Consider the following 16,167-nt stretch of genomic DNA (forward strand, 5'->3'; position numbering starts at 1 on the left):
GGGCTATTGACAGCGAGTCACGACAGCAAGCGCCGGCTCCGCATCACTCGCGGGGCAGAACCATCCGGAAGGAAAAAGTGCGGTACCGCCCCGGTATGTAGGACACGTCAGACGTCATGAGCAGCTTGTCGGCCGACGTCAGGAACCGCTGCTTGACCATCATGAGCGGCTCACCGACCGGTATCCCGAGCCACTCCGCATGCGCATCAGGCGGCACGCGCTCGGACAGCTCCTCTTCGAGGATGTCCGCCTCCGGCGGCGACTGATTCGGCAGGTGATAGGTGTCCGAGATCGAAATCGGCCGCCCGTCCTCGGATGCGCGAACAAGCTCGTGCACCAGCGGCGCGCCAACGTCGAGGCCGAACTCGTCGGCGAGCGCCTCGCTTGCAGAAACCTCGGTGACGGTGCGGTCGACGACTACCTCGACATCTGCGGTCGCCTCAGTTTTGTAGGTGGTCTCAGGGCTCTCCGTCTGCCGTTCCGGGGAGAGTCGGGTGTCATCCCGCTGCGCAAGAACCAGCGTCCCCCGCCTTTCAACGGTCGTCACAAGCCCCTTTCGCCGCAGCTGGCCGATCGCCTGCCGGGCAACAATCTCGGACACCCCGTGCTCGCGGGCAATCTCGGCGTGACTGGGGAGCCAGACATTCGGCGGGATCGCACCCGTCCGGATATCGGCGGCGTACTTGTTCGCGATGGCCACGTACTTCGGTTCTGGCATCGAGCACCCCTCTCGGTTAGAAACCGCAGGCGAACGGCCTGCGTATACGCAGAGAATGTACGCCAATAGGAACGACACACCAGCGGCGGCATGCCGTCCGTGGCGTCCGAGGCGTCATGCCGTTAGCGCAGGCTCCAGCACTGGGCTACGTCGTCGAGGTTCCACCAAGACACGAACGATTCGTCACAGGTGTCGAGAACCCAATCAGCGGAGAGCTGATCAAAGAACTGATTCGAACCAGTCTTCCCGCCCTTCGGCTCGCCGATGTAGATCACACGATTACCCCCGGCGGCCACGTAGTTGTTCAGCGTCTGCGCCGACATCGGGTCTTCCCACCCTGGGGGCCAGCACAGGAAGAGCACCCGGTCACCCAGCGCTCGGAGCTCCCACCCCTCGGCAAGTTGCTCGAGTCCGTCCACCTGGTGCCACGCATCTCGCCGCCCCGGCGCACCGGGGAACGACGGGTTGGCGGTGAGCTGTGGCGGTTCCGAATCGAATGCCACGACGTTCAGCCCGTTGGCCGCGAGCATTGCCGCCCAATAGCCTCGCCCCGCGCCGACCTCACACAGCCCGCGGCCACCTACGATCCGCTCGATCCAGTCAAGTGTGCCTGGCGACGGGACCGCATACGCGTAGGTCTCCTGAAGAACTGTCTGCGCGTACCCGAGTCGGCCGCTACCCTTCTCAGCATCCCCCGGAATCCGGCGCCGGCCGTCAGGCCTGGAGCCGACCAGCGGCTCGACAATCTCCCAGTACGGGTTCGCGCTCTCGCCTCCAGCAAGGAAGTGAAGCATCCGAAGGTCTAGCAATCGGTCCTGCTCAGGGTCCGCACTGCCTGCCAAGCTGGCTGCGGTGTCGAGGTACTCGGCAACTTTCGGATACTCGGCCTGCAACCTCGCCTCATCCGCGAGAAGCGTGGCCAGTTGGTCGCGACGATCCGGGGACAGCGTGAAGGCGGTCATGACATCATTGTGCCCGCTGGACGCTCGCGAGACTCTCGAACGTGTTGCAGTGGCGACGAATTCGCGAATCAGAGCATGGGCCGACCACCAGCGGCGGAAAGCACTGGCGAATCGTCCGTGTGGACCACTGCGCGGGATCGCTTGACCAGCCTTAGGTTATGAGATCAAACACTTTCGGCGCTGTGCTGACCTGCAAAGCCCCTGCTGAAAACGGAGCAATTTTACATAATCTATTGGTTCTCACTTGTGCGGATGGCTTGGCCGCCTCCACAGGTCTAGCGTAGCCACAAATCTGTCCGGAGTGAACTCAACCGGGAGCGCAACATCGTCGCCAATGGGCTCACGTCGCTGTGCGTCACCGACTAGCTTGACAGCTAACGGCAGCATGAACTTCTCCCATATCGTGTTCCGGAGGAGGAGTGCATGCGCCGCAAACCGCTCCATCAGGTCGTCGTGTTGGACCGGGCCCACAGCGGTCCCGATGACGATTCGTAGAGCTGTAGGGACCGGCAGAGCATCGCGGCCAAGCAGAACCTCCACACTTTCGAACTCTCGCCCATTGCGATGTCCGACATGGCCATGGCGCCAGTTCTGGATCTCGTCATGCAGGGCGGACACCTCGGGGTCCCCGCACGCCTCGAACAGCGCGTCCAAATCGATCTTCCTCCGCTTATCACCTTGACCCACTCGCCCGTAACTGATCACAGCCGATTCCCAGAGCGACCGGCGAGCGAACACATACTCGGCGGATTTGGGCATATTCTGGAGTGCATGCAGTGCTTGGCAGGCGTGCACAAGATCCAGCCATGCGGAGCCCCACTTCTTCAGCCTGTTCGCGTCAACGGTGCTGAGCGAAGTATTTCGTTCTTCCACAATCTGGGATCACACCAAACCTGCGTAGCAATGTCCACCGTTCCCGTCACCCAAACCACGCATCCTGGTCGACAGGCGACCCGCCGCTCCACCGGAATCGACGCATAGAACAGGGCCAGGTCCAATCTGTTCGATACATGTTCCAGAGAGTTGCCGATGACAATCAATACGAAGTATCTCGCCCTTTCCAATCGACTGACGAACCACGCGCCCCTGCACAGCAACCCGCAAGCCCAGTCAGCCTTTGGACTGGTGGCTGCGAGTGCTCACCACGTTGGGTTCGCGCTTATTGCTGCGGGGTTGGCGGACTGGGGCGGCCAGCCTGACGGCCACGCCCAGATGCAAGAACGTGTTGCCAACCAACAGTTCGACACGTTGTCACTGGCACCCATAAGCTACGCCGCCGCCTCAGCGGTGACCTGCGTAGACTTGTGCGCTGCCGCCGCCTACAGACTCGTCGTGGGAGACCCCGGCCGCTACGAGATCGACTTCCAGCAACTCCGGAAGCTGATCGAACGGCAACCAGTAGGTACCGCACTCCCTACCAACCTCGATTCTTGGGCACGGGCCGTGATAGCCGACCCCACCTACTCGGAACTGAAGGAGGTACGGAACCGCATGGTTCACAGGGACATGCCCAGCACATCGGTGGTCGGCTCAGAACCAGGGCGCACAAGATACCCAATCGGTGGTGCGCTTGTGACTCCCGAGGACGCCACCAAACAGTTCACAGACTTCGCGATTCGTCACTTCGAGCAGTTCGTCGACGCTGTGCTGGCAGACTTCGCGTAGCGGCGTCGCCCCGCAGGTCTCCTATACGGGCAACCGAGGACGGCCACCGCTTCCTTGTCGCCCATCTCTTTACGAGCAGCCGCGCTGCGGTTCTATCCGAAGAAGCATCGATTCGGGCCAGGCTGGTCGCTCGTCGAGGTGATGTCATGACTCCGGGCCGCCGGCTACCACTGAACCCACGGGTGCCCCGGCGCAAGGACTCGACTAACCACCCACCGTTCGACCAACCGTTTGCGCGGATGCCAGCGTCGAGCCCGGTGGATGCCACCGCAGTAGCTGCAATACCATTGCTTTGAAATGCAATTCGAGACCGCAGTAGGCCCACAGTGTCCGCTTCGGAAACCGCGATCAGCGACAGCTGCTGATACCCAGAGCAGTGTTGGTCCCCGGTCCCCGATCCACTCAGGATCGCTCGCCGTACGTCTCCAGAGTCCAGTGCGGAAGCCTAGCGAGGCCAGCCGTCGGGTCGATAATGACGGTCCGGATCGCCCCACCGACGCTCTTGGTCAAGCCGAACTTTGAACTCTTCGCGGTGTTGTAGAACCAATGCTGCATTTGTTCGAACGCGGCGCTGCGCTCGAACGGTTGCGTTACATCCGCGGTGATCGACTCTCTTTCATACTGACGGCCCCGGACGAGGAACCCTGAGCGAAATGCTGTCCGGTCCGGCAGGCACTGCACGTCGAAGACAAGGTCCGGTGGTGGAGCCCAGCGGCGGGCGTAGCGCTTCGGAGTCGCAGACGGTCCCTCGATACCTACAACATGAACCTCGAGTTCGTGCCCTTCATCGCAGCCGATCTCAAGTTCCTGCAGATCTACCGGCAGTTCCTCCGGCTGCGGCTGGTAACTGGCGGCGGCGCGCTCACACGATGGGCAAGTGGCCATCATGTGTTCTCTGAACGCCTGCCAGACCGTGACACCGACCTCCTTGATCGTGTGAAAGGATTGGCCCGCCAAAGCCTCGTAAACGATCTGGCACGCCTCGATCGTATCCCCGAATGTAGCGCGTTCTTGGGTCATCACGGCCGCCGCGAGCTGGCCCGGAGCCCAGGTCGCAGAGTCCAAGGGATAGGTCACCGTCTTTATCGTGTCCAGCCGCTGGTTCCGGCTGTTTTTATAAGTCGTGAGGCTATCCGACATACACATCAGCAAACGATCGAAAACCGCGTAGGTGTGAAGAGTCATCAACAGATTCTCGCAGTTCACGCGCGGTTTCGTATCGATCAACTGCTACGGGGTCTGCATATCGTGGAGACTCTTCTGGTAGTCGTACACCAGACCCATCCGCTTCTGCCACTCGTCGACCAGCTCCATAGCAGTCTCGCACGCCCATCGGGCGCAGCCTGCCGCAAGCGCACTGTTCGGATACCACGGTGCACCGATGGTCTGCCGGTTCGGCGTGATGCGAGGTTTCAGGTCTTTCTCCAACTTGTGCGCCGACGCAACGTCCTGAGTTTTCGGCATGAAGTGCACCAGGGCATTGCGCAGTTCGATAAGAACGCCGACCGCTTGCCCAGGGCCGCTACCCGTATCGAGCGGCGGCTTGCCCGCGCACAGCAGCGCGAGTTGGTACTTACGCAGCACGGGCATACCGCGCTCGACAGGAACCGCTCCGCCCGTCCAGAACTGGGCCATCTGCTCGACCACGGCGGTGCTGAGCCCGTCGGTACGATAATTGCTGCCATCCGGCTCGGCGGCGTCAGAGAAGGTCTCGTTGACGAACGCCTCCAGGAAGGCCACGGCCGACAGGACCGCATTGATAGCATCAGCGCGGTGCCCGAGATCCACGTTGATCTCGCCGGCCGCGACTAGCTCCGATTCGCGCTCGTCGCACATGCGAGCAGACCGTAGCGCCGACCAAAGATGCTGTACCGCAAGATAATTGCGAACTGCGACCGTTACGCTGAACCCCACGCTCACTCCATCTTCGACGCGAACAACATTGGTCTCCGGCGATCCGACGTTGGCGCCGGAAACAGGACTCATACGTGCGAGCATAGAGGTGGTCGCCGACAGGTTTCGGCGCCATACATCGACCTGCCACGTGCCCAACTACGAGTGTGAACGATCGAACATATGCGCGATTCGACTCGAACCTACTACGCAATTGGCCTTGAACGGAGTCCGCTCGCTTCTGCCCAAACTGGCACTGTCTTGGAACGGGTCGGTTGATAGTGGCGTAGTGCCTCGTGTCCGGATCGGCGGGTATCAACGGACGCACGTATGTCTTGCCTGCAGCACCACCATCCACAGTCCGCCGATGCATATACCGACTCTGTGATCCAGCTAAACGACGATCCGCGATCCTGAGACCACGATGGGTGGGTCAGGGCTGTCCCACGCAACGTCTTCTTCCCACGCGCGGACAGCGCGTGCGGCGACTAGATACAGCCCTGTGACGCCGCAGTACTCGATGCGGCGACTCGTCAAGCACTGGATCTGCCGGTCGTCGACATAGACGACAGCGTTCAGGCTGTCGAGCAAACCCTTCGCGAGATTGTCAACATCCTTTCGCGCGGCCGACCGCGGCACTAGAGCGGTGATGCCGACACACATGGGACGAGCACTGGGTGGACCACTGAACGTCGTGCGCTGACTCAGCTCAGCGGCAACCGCGGCCTTGATCACCGCGTTCCGCTTGTAGTCACTTTGCGCCGACCACGGACCAACTTGGATCGGGAAGGACACGTACATCTCGTAGACGCCATATGAATCCATCACCGGCTCGCATGCCGTACACCAATGCTGAGCCAGGCGTGAAGCCTTCTCCAGAGGGCTCAGCGACACAGGGCTCTCTAGATGTGAACGCTTGGTAAAAAACATCGGCGGGTCGTCAGAACCTTGAAGCCCACGAAGCCAGCCATGCACTTTTTGCCGCTCGACCTCGGTTGGGGGCCTGGCTACACGATCCCCTGTCACTGCCTCGTAGTGGCTCCAAACTACCTCCATGCGATCGTCCGGCATCGAAATCTTCGGAAGTCGCTGAAGACGCTGATCGATGATGTGCATGCGTACATGATGGGCTGCCAATCGATGCGGCGATACCGCACGTCGGCGGGCTTCGCGGAATCCGCCGATCTACATCGACTGCCACCACCAGCTACCCCGCAGCTCCTGGCTGAGCCGAACCCATCGTTGTGGTCCCTTATCACATCGTGGCCGACGGTGTGCTCCACTAGTCCGCCCCGCGCGCTACCGCGTCGGCATCCGCGCCGCGCATCCGATCTATCTGGCACCGCTCGCGCGTCCCGAACCGCAGCCGCTCACCCTGACACAATCGCCCCCGACTACGTCGAGAACGCAACGGGCGCTCCTTAGCCCAGCCACGCTCCCAACCCGGCCCCCTTCTCTTATGGTCTTCCTTCCTCTCTTCTCACTCTCTCTTCTTCTCTAATTCTCTTTCTCCCTTCTCTTCTTCTATGTTTTGTGTTGTTTTCCTCCCTCCCTGGATATCACTCTCTCAGCGAAGCGAGAGAGTGATATCCAGGGAGGGAGGAAGGCGGCACAAAACACCGCAGCTCAGATGGGGTATTGCCGGGACACTGCCGGGACTTCGCCGGGACTCACCAAGTCCCGGCAGTGTCCCGGCTAAGTCCCGGCTTTGTCCCGGCTCAGTCCCGACAGCTCGCTGAACTTCAGCGGGTGTGATCTCTCAGCGGCTTCGTGCCTCGGTGACGCGAACGATACGATCGAGCGAGCCGCACTTTGGACACGGCGACATACTTGTCGCGAGTAGCTTGCGGCAGCTGGCTTAGCGGAAGTTCGGCAGCGGCGATGCTGGCGGCATCTCGAACACAGGTAGCAGAGAGATGGTCCAGGCGAGGTGTTCCGCGCATACAAATGCCCGCCAGCACGGGGCCGGCGGGTCTTTGAAACGCAGATCATTGACAGTCAGAGCGTCTGGCGACCTAGGTGCTGCCGTCCGCACTCCCGGACGATGGCTGCCCACCATCAGGGTCAATTACGTGTTCCACGTCAACTTCTACCGGCAAACCAAACTGCGCATCTGCAAATTTAGGAAATACTCCAGAGGTAGCCAGCAGCAATTTTCGAAGTTCTAATGCTTCCTCCGGCCGACGAACAATCTCCTGGTGCAATGCCAGCATCTGAGCGCCGGTGATTAGACAGTGCTGAGACCGTGTAGCATAGGGCAACATCTGGTCCGGAAATGCCTTCTCTGTCCGATCAGGAAGAGCTAGATTGCGCCAAGCGTTGATAACAAGTATCCCTTTTGGAAATACGCCTTTCCGGTCGTGATATCCCAGAACCCATTTCTCCAATTGAGTTGCATTCTTCTCGCCTGCCGACTTCCCTAAGCCCTTAACCTCCACGACCGCGACACCTTCAGGGAAGTGCACGATCCAGTCGTCGCGTCCCGGCTCCGGCTCCTCTACGCGGCCACCGAGAACCTCAAGAACCTCTTTTACTGCCAATTCAAGTGCGCGACCAGTGCCAGATACCAAGTCCTTTAGGTGTTCGATTTCACGAAGCCGCTCACGCAACGTCAAAACTTCAGCCTGAATCTCTGCGATCTGCTTCTCGTTCGACTCCACTTCGTCCAAGACTTCAGTTTCACCAATCAAGCGTATCTGCTGCACCCAATCGGGCTGCGGTTCTGTGACACTAGACAGTCTTGATGCGCACTCAATCAGACCGAGCTGGAACTCATGGGCCAGATTGGAGATACGGGTAGCTTCGCCACCCTCGCTCTCGCCCTCAACGTCTTTGCCATCCTCAACATCAACGAGTTCCAGCCAATCGCGCTCAACTGCAGACCCGGCGAAGGATGGAACCGGAAGGAATACTACCTGCCCGCCGGCACCACCTTTTATGGATACGCTCAGTATCCTTTCAGTTCCCGGAATTCGCGCAATAACACTTCCGTCCATAGCAAATACGGACGCCTCGTAGCAAAATTCCGGCAGAAACTTCCTGAGAAACTGTTGGAATACCCCATCTCCGACCACATCGAAGTTCTTCCCCGAAACTTGCTCAAGACTCAGTACCGGAATTGGCATAACCGACGAAAGACGGAAAGTTTCCGTGTGCGCAATTGTGAGTGCGTTTTTTCCCGTACCCGACTGTTCAGTTTTACCTGTCTGATACGAGACCGAGCTTGGACTTCTCGCTATAACAAAAAGCGTTCGTCCCATATCCAGAAAATCTTTAAACTCTCTTTTTCTCCTATTCGCCGCCTTGAGAAGCTGCTCCCCCTGCTCGGCATCAAGCGCCCGGCCACCATTTATGAAATATTCGAAGCTGTTGAAATTGCCCAACGAGTGCGCTGGGTCCCAAATGACAACATCATAGTCGTAACAACTGGTAATTCCTTCGAAATCCGTGTAGTCCGCAGGGTCAAATGACCACTGGTAGTCAATTGCCAGCAGCTTCACAACTATCCCCTCGTTCGACGTACTTTGAGCGCTCTCAACTGCGATATGGTACGTGCCGCCGGACGAGAATGGAATATTTTTAGCCCACTGCGGAACATCCTCGGACTCCCAGAAATTTCACTCCGCGGCGGGAGCCACCGTTTTGCGCGGCGTACCGCTCGTGCCGGTTCCCACCCATCAGGATCGTGCCCTGGTCGATCATCAGGGCTCAGCTACGAGCGATCGCGGTACGCAATCGGTACGCAGCACCATCGAGTACCCCTGGTGACAACCAACGCCACCAACATCAAAACCGCTGGTCAGCCAACGCCACCAACGAAGATAAAAATTGCCCTGAACTGGGGTTTTACAGAACGCCATAGTTCGGGACGAAGAGGTCGCAGGTTCAAATCCTGTCACCCCGACGTGTTGGTTGAGACACAGAAGAGCCCCTGATCAGTTCACTGGTCAGGGGCTCTTCGCTTGTCTGTGGGGATTCGCGGTCGAGGGGGTTCGGCCAGCAGATGGTGATGGCCGTGAGGAAGATCAGGCCGAGGATGAGGGCCAGGATGATGGGGCTCATGGGGGTCGCCCTTCCGGGGTGAGCGGAGCGGGAGCGCGGCGGCGGGCTCGTGGTTCGAGTGTGGGCGTGTCCATGGCGGGTGGGGTTGCCTGCGTGTTCGAGGTTGGTTGAGAAGTTCTCCCCTCGCGAGGCTGCGGATGGTGAGGGTTTCGGTGTGAGCAAGGGATAACGTGGCGCTTACTTTCTGTCACTTGATAGAAATTCGCGGTCGATAGCGTATACACCCATGTCGACAAGGGTGGATGCACCGGCCGAGGGCTCGGGAAGGCCGTTGCGCGACGTCGTGTACTCGACGTTGCGGGGGGAGTTGATGAACGGGGACATCCGGTTCGGGGAGCGGCTCACCGAACCCAAACTGTCGGCCAGATTCGGCATCTCCCGCACGCCGGTTCGGGAGGCACTCACCATGCTCTGCTCGGACGGGCTGTTGCAGCGCGAGGAGTTCGGGTTCAGTCCGGTGCGGCCGAGTGTGGCGCGAATTCGCGATCTCTACGAGTTGCGGCTGACCCTGGAACTGGGCGGGATGACGCGGGTGCGGGCAGATCCGCGGATCACCCACGACACCGCCCTGCTCCGCGCCGAGCGGCAGAAGTGGCTGGTTCTGCAGGCCGACCCGCCCGCCCAGGAGCCGGGTTTCGTCGTCGTCGACGAGGAATTCCATGTCGCCCTGCTGACCGCGGCGGGCAATGCCGAGATGGTGCGCGCCCTGGTGGCGGTGAACTCCCGGATCCGGCATGTCCGCATGTATGACTTCATGATCAACAACCGCATCGAGACCACGATCAGCGAGCACCTCGGCATTCTCGACGCCGTCCTCGCCGGTGATCTCACACTGGCCCAGCAGCTCTTGCACACCCACATCGGCGATTCGCTGGATGTGGTGCTCGAGCGGATCTCGCGTGCTGTCGCCGCCATGTCGCTGAGTGAATAGAGGAGCGTTTATGTCTGCCACCCCGACCGCACGGGTCGCCGCCGCCTACGCACGAATCGCCGAGGTGGATCGGCCCGAGGTCTGGATCACGCTGCGCTCCCAGGAGGTGCTGACGGCCGAAGCCGTCGATCTGGAACGCCGCGTCGCCGCGGGCGAGCAGCTGCCGCTGGCGGGGTTGCTCCTCGCGGTGAAGGACAACGTCGACGTGGCCGGCTTGCCCACCACCGCCGCCTGTCCTGAATTCGCTTACGAGGCAACGGAAACTGCGTCTTCGGTGCAGCGGCTGGTCGCGGCGGGCGCGCTGGTGCTGGGCAAGACCAACCTCGACCAGTTCGCCACCGGGCTCGTCGGCACGCGCAGCCCATACGGCGCCGTCCGCAATGCCCTTCATCCCGAATTGATCTCCGGCGGTTCGAGTTCCGGCTCCGCGGCGGCGGTCGCGCTCGGCATCGCCGACCTCGCCATCGGCACCGACACGGCGGGTTCGGGACGCGTACCTGCCGCACTGCACGGAATCGTCGGCATCAAGGCCACGCTCGGTGTGATCCCCGCCCATGGCGTCGTCCCCGCCTGCGCCGACTATGACGCGGTCACCATTTTCGCCGCCGACCTGGACCTGGCGGTCACCGCCGCGAAGACGATGGCGGGCAAGGACTCTCGCGACCCACGCAGCCGCGAATGGCCCGCCGACGTCCGCCTCGCGGCCTCCGCCGAGCCCGCGATCGCCATCCCCCGGCCCGAAGACCTCGAACCGCTGAGCCCGGCTTATCGAACGGCGTTCACGGAAACTGTCGCGGCCCTGCGTGATCAAGGCTTGCGCCTCACCGAAATCGACATCTCGCCACTTCTCGACGCTGCCCGCCTGCTCTACGACGGCGCGATAGTCGCCGAGCGGTACGCGGCGGTCGGCGAGTTCGTCGACAAGGGCGCACCGGGTCTCGACCGCTCCGTCGACGGAATAATCAGTGCCGCACGAGAACTCGACGCACACGCGTTCGCGCAGGACCTGGATGCCCTGGCCCGAGCCCGCACCACCGCGACTACGCTGCTCACCGGCTTCGACGGACTCCTACTCCCCACCACCACCGAACACCCGTCGATCGCCGAAGTCGAAGCCGACCCGCTCGCGATCAACCGCCGGCTCGGCACCTACACGAACTTCTGCAACCTCCTCGACCTCGCCGCCGTCGCGATCCCCGGCAAGCCGACCGCCGATGGCCTGCCGTTCGGCGTGACAGTCGTGGTCCCCGCGTTCGCCGACCAGTCGGCGGTCGACCTCGCCGCGCGCGTCATCGGCACCCCGGCGCCGCTTCTCGTGGAAACCGGTGTGCCCCTTGCCGTGTTCGGCGCCCACCTGCGCGGCCAACCGCTGCACTGGCAGCTCGAACAGCTCGGCGCCCGCTTCGCAGGCGAGATCACCACCTCCGACGCCTATCGCCTGACCGCCCTCGACACCACCCCGGCCAAACCCGGACTGGTCCGCCACGGTGCGGGACAGGGCGCACCGATCCTCGGCGAACTGTTCCTCGTCTCCCCCGCGGGCCTCGGCCGATTCCTCGCCGAACTACCGCCGCCGATGGCCCTGACCAGTATCGATCTCTCCGACGGACGCGCGGTGGTCGGCTTCGCGTGCAGCTACGACGCCGCCGTCGCCGCCACCGACATCACGCGCTACGGGAGCTGGGTGGCGTATCTACGGGATCGGTGACGTCGATGCCGAGCTCGGCGAGCAGGCCCGTCACGCGATGGCCGATGTCGTCGCGGATGGGGCGCACCTGCTCGGTCTCGAGGCCGGCCGGATCGTCGATGATCCACTCCTCGTAGCGCACCCCCGGCACCAGCGGACAGGTATCGCCGCAACCCATCGTGACGATCACGTCGGCGGCGCGGATGATCTCATCGGTCCACGGTTTCGGATACTCGCGCGAGATGTCGACGCCGACCTCGGCCATCACCGCCACCGCGGCCGGATTGAGCTGCCCACTCGGCACCGACCCGCCCGACCAGGCCACCGCCCGCCCCAGCGCCAGCTCTTCGAAGAATCCGAGCGCCATCTGCGACCGGCCCGCGTTGTGCGTACACAGGAACAGCACCGTCGGGCGCGGCCGAGCCACCTTGCCCTCGATCTTGGCCAGCGCCTGCAACCGTTGGCGCCCGAACCGCTCGGCCAGCAGCGGTAGGTACAGGGTCACCGTCGCCCGAGTAGCGAAATTCTCGTAGGAGGAGTGCAGGAAACGATGGATCGTTTCCAGCTCGAACATCGTCGCGAATTCTTCGCGCAGCCGCGCCTCGGCACGGTCGAGCGCGTCGGAGTGCTCGGCAATTTCGACCACCCCTCAACACTTACCCGAATCCGTCCCATACGCAAACGCCCGGGCCGATCACCCCTCGATCGACCGGCCCGGCACGCGTACTCACCGACACAACGTGGAACATGTTCGGCCCAGCCCGTCGGTGTGGTTACCGTCGGCAGTGCGTCTTCAGCGTCTGGAAGAGCCACCTTCTGGTCTGCACCGCCGGGTCCGACCGATCACCCCTCGAGACCGATCGGACCCGGTTGTTCCGGTGTCTGAAGCAACAATGCGGTGTCGGTCTCTAGAGCTTCTTAAGAACAACTTGTCGGCGAAGTCGGGTTTTCGGCGATGATAGAAGTACCGACGCAAGGAGATCGACCATGGAAACCGCGATCGTCTGGTTGCTGGCAAGCCTTCTGTACTGGTTCAGCAACTTCTGATCCCCTGACACCGTCCACGACAGAGCCCGGAATCAGGCCCTTCGCCCACCCATGAGACGAGGCAGGTACGCGTAACGCCGTACCTGCCTCCTGTCGTTGTGTGGATCACATCGAGCCGCCGGAATAGTTCACCGGCAGCAGCGGTTGGACTCACTGTCGACGTCCGAACAGCCCCGGGCCTCACCCCATTTGTCGCTACGAGCGACCACCCGCCGAGAGGCGCTTGTGGGGCGTCGGCACCCTGACGGGCCGTCCTCGAGGCGGCCCATCGACTCGAACGCCGCCAGGTCACCCTCATCGACCTGGCGGCGTTTGCCGTATCCGGGTCGCGGGGCACGCGCGCGTGCTCGAGGATGGGTCCATGACTTCGGATGGGCAGTTGCGGCGGAAACTGGGGCTGGGAGATTCAGTAGTGGTGGGGTTGGGGGCGATGGTGGGGGCCGGGGTGTTCGCGGCGTTGGGCCCTGCGGCGGGGGTGGGTGGGTCCTGGTTGCTGGTCGCCCTGGGGGTGGCCGCGGTAATCGCCTATTGCAATGCGATGTCGTCGGCGCGGTTGGCTGCGCTGTATCCGGTGTCCGGGGGGACGTATGTGTACGGGCGGGAACGGCTGGGGCCGTTCTGGGGGTATCTGGCGGGGTGGGGGTTCGTGGTCGGGAAGACGGCGTCGTGCGCGGCGATGGCGTTGACGGTGGGGAGTTACGCGTGGCCTGAGCAGGCGCACGCGGTCGCGGTGGGGGCCGTGGTGGTGGTGACGGCGATCAACTATGTGGGAGTGCAGAAGTCCGCGCTGGCTTCGCGGGTGATCGTGGGCGTGGTGCTGGCGGTGCTGGCGGCGGTTGTCGTGGTGGGGGTCGGTGGGAGCCATTCGGGGGCAACGGTTCTCGACAAGGAGATCGGGCCGTACGGGGTGTTGCAGGCGGCGGGGCTGTTGTTCTTCGCGTTCGCCGGGTACGCGCGGATCGCCACGCTCGGCGAGGAGGTGCGTGCGCCGGAGCGGACCATTCCGCGGGCGATCATGCTGGCGCTGGCAGTGGCATTGGCGGTGTACGCGCTGGTGGCGGTGGCCGCGTTGCTGACGTTGGGGTCGGGTGGGCTGGCGGCCGCGCGTGATCCGCTCGCGCGGGTGGTCGAGGCGGCGGGGGCGGGATGGCTGGCGCCGGTGGTTCGGGTGGGGGCGGTGCTGGCGGCGGCGGGTTCGCTGATGGCGTTGATCCTGGGGGTCTCGCGGACCTCACTGGCGATGGCGCGCGACGGGCATCTGCCGCGGGCACTGGCGATGATCCATCCGAAATACGCAGTGCCGCATCGGGCCGAGCTCGCGGTGGGTGTGGTGGTCGCGGTGCTCGCGGCGACGGTGGATCTGCGCGCGGCGATCGGGTTCTCCTCGTTCGCGGTGCTCGCGTACTACCTGATCGCCAACCTGTCGGCGGCCACGCTGACCGCCGCCGAGGGCAGGCCGCGGCGCTGGGTTCCGGTGCTCGGGGCGGCGGGTTGTGTAGTGGTCGGGTTCGCGTTGCCGATCGAGTCGGTGCTGGCCGGGCTCGGAGTGCTCGCGGCCGGCGCGGGGGTGTACGGGATTCGCAGTGTTGCGGGGAAGTGAACATGCCTGTGATTAGGGGGTTCAGCGGCCACGCTATACGGGTTACGGTGCGCGGCACGGACTACTCTCGCCCGCATGCGGCACATCACGGGCGTTTTCGCGGGAACGATCGCTGCGGTGCTGGCCTCGGCGTGCCTATTCGCCGTTCCGACCCACGCCGCGCCGAGTACGACCTGCGAGGTGACCTCAGGTCGCGACCTGGAGCGCGCCGAGCCCGAACAGGTGGGGCTGGATTCGGCGAAACTCGAAGCGGCACTGCAGTTCGCGGCCACCCGCAACCGGCTCAACGTCCAGATCTTCCGGCACAACTGCCTCGTCGGTGAGGGCCTGCGCAACGACGAGACCGGCAATACGCCGTGGAACATCTGGAGCGTCACCAAGTCGGTGGTGTCGTTGCTGGCCGGAATCGCTTCCGACGAAGGCAGAATCGATATCGCCGCCCCCATCGACCGCTACTTGCCGCCCGGTCTCGGCGACGCGGCGCACCGGTCGATCACCGTCGAGAACCTGCTCACCGAAACTTCCGGCATGCAGGTGGGAGTGCTGTCCGAGGGCATCACCGCGGTGATCCCCATCGACCCGCACTCGGCGGTACAGGCGCTGTCGGTGCAGCTGACCAATCCGCCCGGCACCACGTTCAGCTACAGCCAGCGCAATGTCGATCTGCTGTCCTACGTGATCGAGCTGGCCGTCGGCGAACCGCTACAGCAGTTCGCGCAGCGGGAATTGTTCGACCCGCTCGGCATCCCGCGCAGCGACTACTACTGGGCAAGTGACCGATCCGGCCATACCTACGGCTACGCCCATCTCCTGCTGCCGCCCAACGACCTCGCCAAGATCGGCCTGCTCGTCTCGAACGACGGCCGCTGGGGCGCCGACCGGGTGATCTCCTCGGACTATCTGCGCGAAGCCCGCACACCGTCGGCGGCGAACAGCTGCTACGGCTACCTGTTCTGGCTGGGCGCCGATTGCAGCGAATCCCCCGACTTCCTGCCCGCCGACACGTTTTTCATGTCCGGACTGGGCCTGCAGAACGTCTTCTTCCTGCCGAGCCTGGACATGACGGTGATGTGGACGGGCCCGTTCGGCAACCAGACCGCCTACGGCCCGAGCGGCATCCTCGCCCACGCCGAAGAGCTGCCCCACGAGTTCTTCCGTCGCCTGTTCGCCGCCATCACCGACACCAAGGCCCCGACCGCCGAACCGTACGTCGAGCCCCCACTGGAATTCGACGCGGGCAAACTCATCGACGCCAACATCCTGCTGGCCGTCTTCGGCATCGGCCCCGGCGCCTACCCCGGCTGCACCGTCTTCGACTGCCTCAACCAACCCCTGGCCGCCCCGTTCGCCAGCATCCCCCCCGGCTGCGCCATCCTCGCCTGCGTAGGCAACGACCCCCGAACCCCCGGCATCCGCCCGCTCCGCTGAACACCCCGGTCCGCACCCCAACAAGCACCCCCAGCCACACCGTGCACCCCAGATCCGCCATGACCACACAACCAGCCCCGCACCCGCGACCCCTAGGGAGCGGCGGCCACGAAGTGGCCGGTCGCGGCCGGGCCGCCGGTTAGCCGCCGGGGCGTAGGCGACGAAGGAGCAAGC

The 16,167-nt window shown here is 63.2% G+C and carries 13 protein-coding genes; 5 read left to right on the top strand and 8 right to left on the bottom strand.

The annotated features are described in order from the left end of the window. Nucleotides 1–43 precede the first annotated feature (43 nt). From ACFULV_RS28315 to ACFULV_RS28325, 3 genes are all read right to left on the bottom strand, one after another. Nucleotides 44–718, bottom strand: a complete 675-nt coding sequence (locus ACFULV_RS28315; RefSeq protein ID WP_378661890.1) for a GntR family transcriptional regulator — start codon at nucleotides 716–718, stop codon at nucleotides 44–46. Nucleotides 719–840: 122 nt separating this feature from the next. Further along, nucleotides 841–1,680 carry a hypothetical protein gene (locus tag ACFULV_RS28320; RefSeq protein WP_378661892.1) on the bottom strand — a complete coding sequence of 280 codons (840 nt, stop codon included), beginning with the start codon at nucleotides 1,678–1,680 and terminating at the stop codon, nucleotides 841–843. Nucleotides 1,681–1,920: 240 nt separating this feature from the next. Beyond that, nucleotides 1,921–2,439: a hypothetical protein gene (locus ACFULV_RS28325; protein WP_378661894.1), complete on the bottom strand. Its 519-nt coding sequence runs from the start codon at nucleotides 2,437–2,439 to the stop codon at nucleotides 1,921–1,923. Nucleotides 2,440–2,709: 270 nt separating this feature from the next. Here ACFULV_RS28325 and ACFULV_RS28330 point away from each other — a divergent pair, with 270 nt between their 5' ends. Then, a complete protein-coding gene (locus tag ACFULV_RS28330) occupies nucleotides 2,710–3,345 on the top strand; it encodes a hypothetical protein (RefSeq protein ID WP_378661897.1) in 636 nt (211 codons plus the stop codon). Nucleotides 3,346–3,747: 402 nt separating this feature from the next. Here ACFULV_RS28330 and ACFULV_RS28335 read toward each other — a convergent pair whose 3' ends face one another. The 4 genes from ACFULV_RS28335 to ACFULV_RS28350 form a co-directional block, all read right to left on the bottom strand. After that, nucleotides 3,748–4,530, bottom strand: a complete 783-nt coding sequence (locus ACFULV_RS28335) for a hypothetical protein (protein WP_378661899.1) — start codon at nucleotides 4,528–4,530, stop codon at nucleotides 3,748–3,750. A gap of 45 nt (nucleotides 4,531–4,575) precedes the next feature. After that, nucleotides 4,576–5,331 (bottom strand): hypothetical protein, encoded by a 756-nt coding sequence (locus ACFULV_RS28340; protein WP_378661901.1) that lies wholly within the window; start codon nucleotides 5,329–5,331, stop codon nucleotides 4,576–4,578. Between the two features lie 300 nt (nucleotides 5,332–5,631). Beyond that, a complete protein-coding gene (locus tag ACFULV_RS28345) occupies nucleotides 5,632–6,354 on the bottom strand; it encodes a RusA family crossover junction endodeoxyribonuclease (RefSeq protein WP_378661903.1) in 723 nt (240 codons plus the stop codon). An 899-nt stretch (nucleotides 6,355–7,253) separates the two neighbouring features. Then, nucleotides 7,254–8,738: a hypothetical protein gene (locus tag ACFULV_RS28350; protein WP_378661906.1), complete on the bottom strand. Its 1,485-nt coding sequence runs from the start codon at nucleotides 8,736–8,738 to the stop codon at nucleotides 7,254–7,256. A gap of 788 nt (nucleotides 8,739–9,526) precedes the next feature. On the opposite strand from ACFULV_RS28350, the gene ACFULV_RS28355 reads away from it, so the two are divergent. Both ACFULV_RS28355 and atzF read left to right on the top strand, forming a co-directional pair. Beyond that, nucleotides 9,527–10,231: a GntR family transcriptional regulator gene (locus ACFULV_RS28355; RefSeq protein WP_378661909.1), complete on the top strand. Its 705-nt coding sequence runs from the start codon at nucleotides 9,527–9,529 to the stop codon at nucleotides 10,229–10,231. A 10-nt stretch (nucleotides 10,232–10,241) separates the two neighbouring features. Next, nucleotides 10,242–11,939, top strand: a complete 1,698-nt coding sequence (gene atzF / locus ACFULV_RS28360; protein ID WP_378661912.1) for an allophanate hydrolase — start codon at nucleotides 10,242–10,244, stop codon at nucleotides 11,937–11,939. Here atzF and ACFULV_RS28365 read toward each other — a convergent pair. Next, nucleotides 11,896–12,564 (bottom strand): arsenate reductase ArsC, encoded by a 669-nt coding sequence (locus ACFULV_RS28365; RefSeq protein ID WP_378661915.1) that lies wholly within the window; start codon nucleotides 12,562–12,564, stop codon nucleotides 11,896–11,898. The two genes, atzF and ACFULV_RS28365, sit on opposite strands and share 44 nt — an antisense overlap. A gap of 762 nt (nucleotides 12,565–13,326) precedes the next feature. Here ACFULV_RS28365 and ACFULV_RS28370 point away from each other — a divergent pair. Together ACFULV_RS28370 and ACFULV_RS28375 are read left to right on the top strand one after the other, a co-directional pair. Further along, on the top strand, nucleotides 13,327–14,565 hold the full coding sequence (locus tag ACFULV_RS28370; protein WP_378661918.1) for an APC family permease: 1,239 nt from the start codon (nucleotides 13,327–13,329) through the stop codon (nucleotides 14,563–14,565). A gap of 75 nt (nucleotides 14,566–14,640) precedes the next feature. Next, the gene (locus tag ACFULV_RS28375; RefSeq protein WP_378661920.1) at nucleotides 14,641–15,993 is read left to right on the top strand and encodes a serine hydrolase domain-containing protein; all 1,353 of its coding nucleotides are present in this window, start codon (nucleotides 14,641–14,643) and stop codon (nucleotides 15,991–15,993) included. Nucleotides 15,994–16,167 lie beyond the last annotated feature (174 nt).

This window comes from Nocardia sp. NPDC057272, from assembly GCF_042668615.1.
In the GTDB taxonomy this organism is placed as follows: Bacteria; Actinomycetota; Actinomycetes; order Mycobacteriales; family Mycobacteriaceae; genus Nocardia.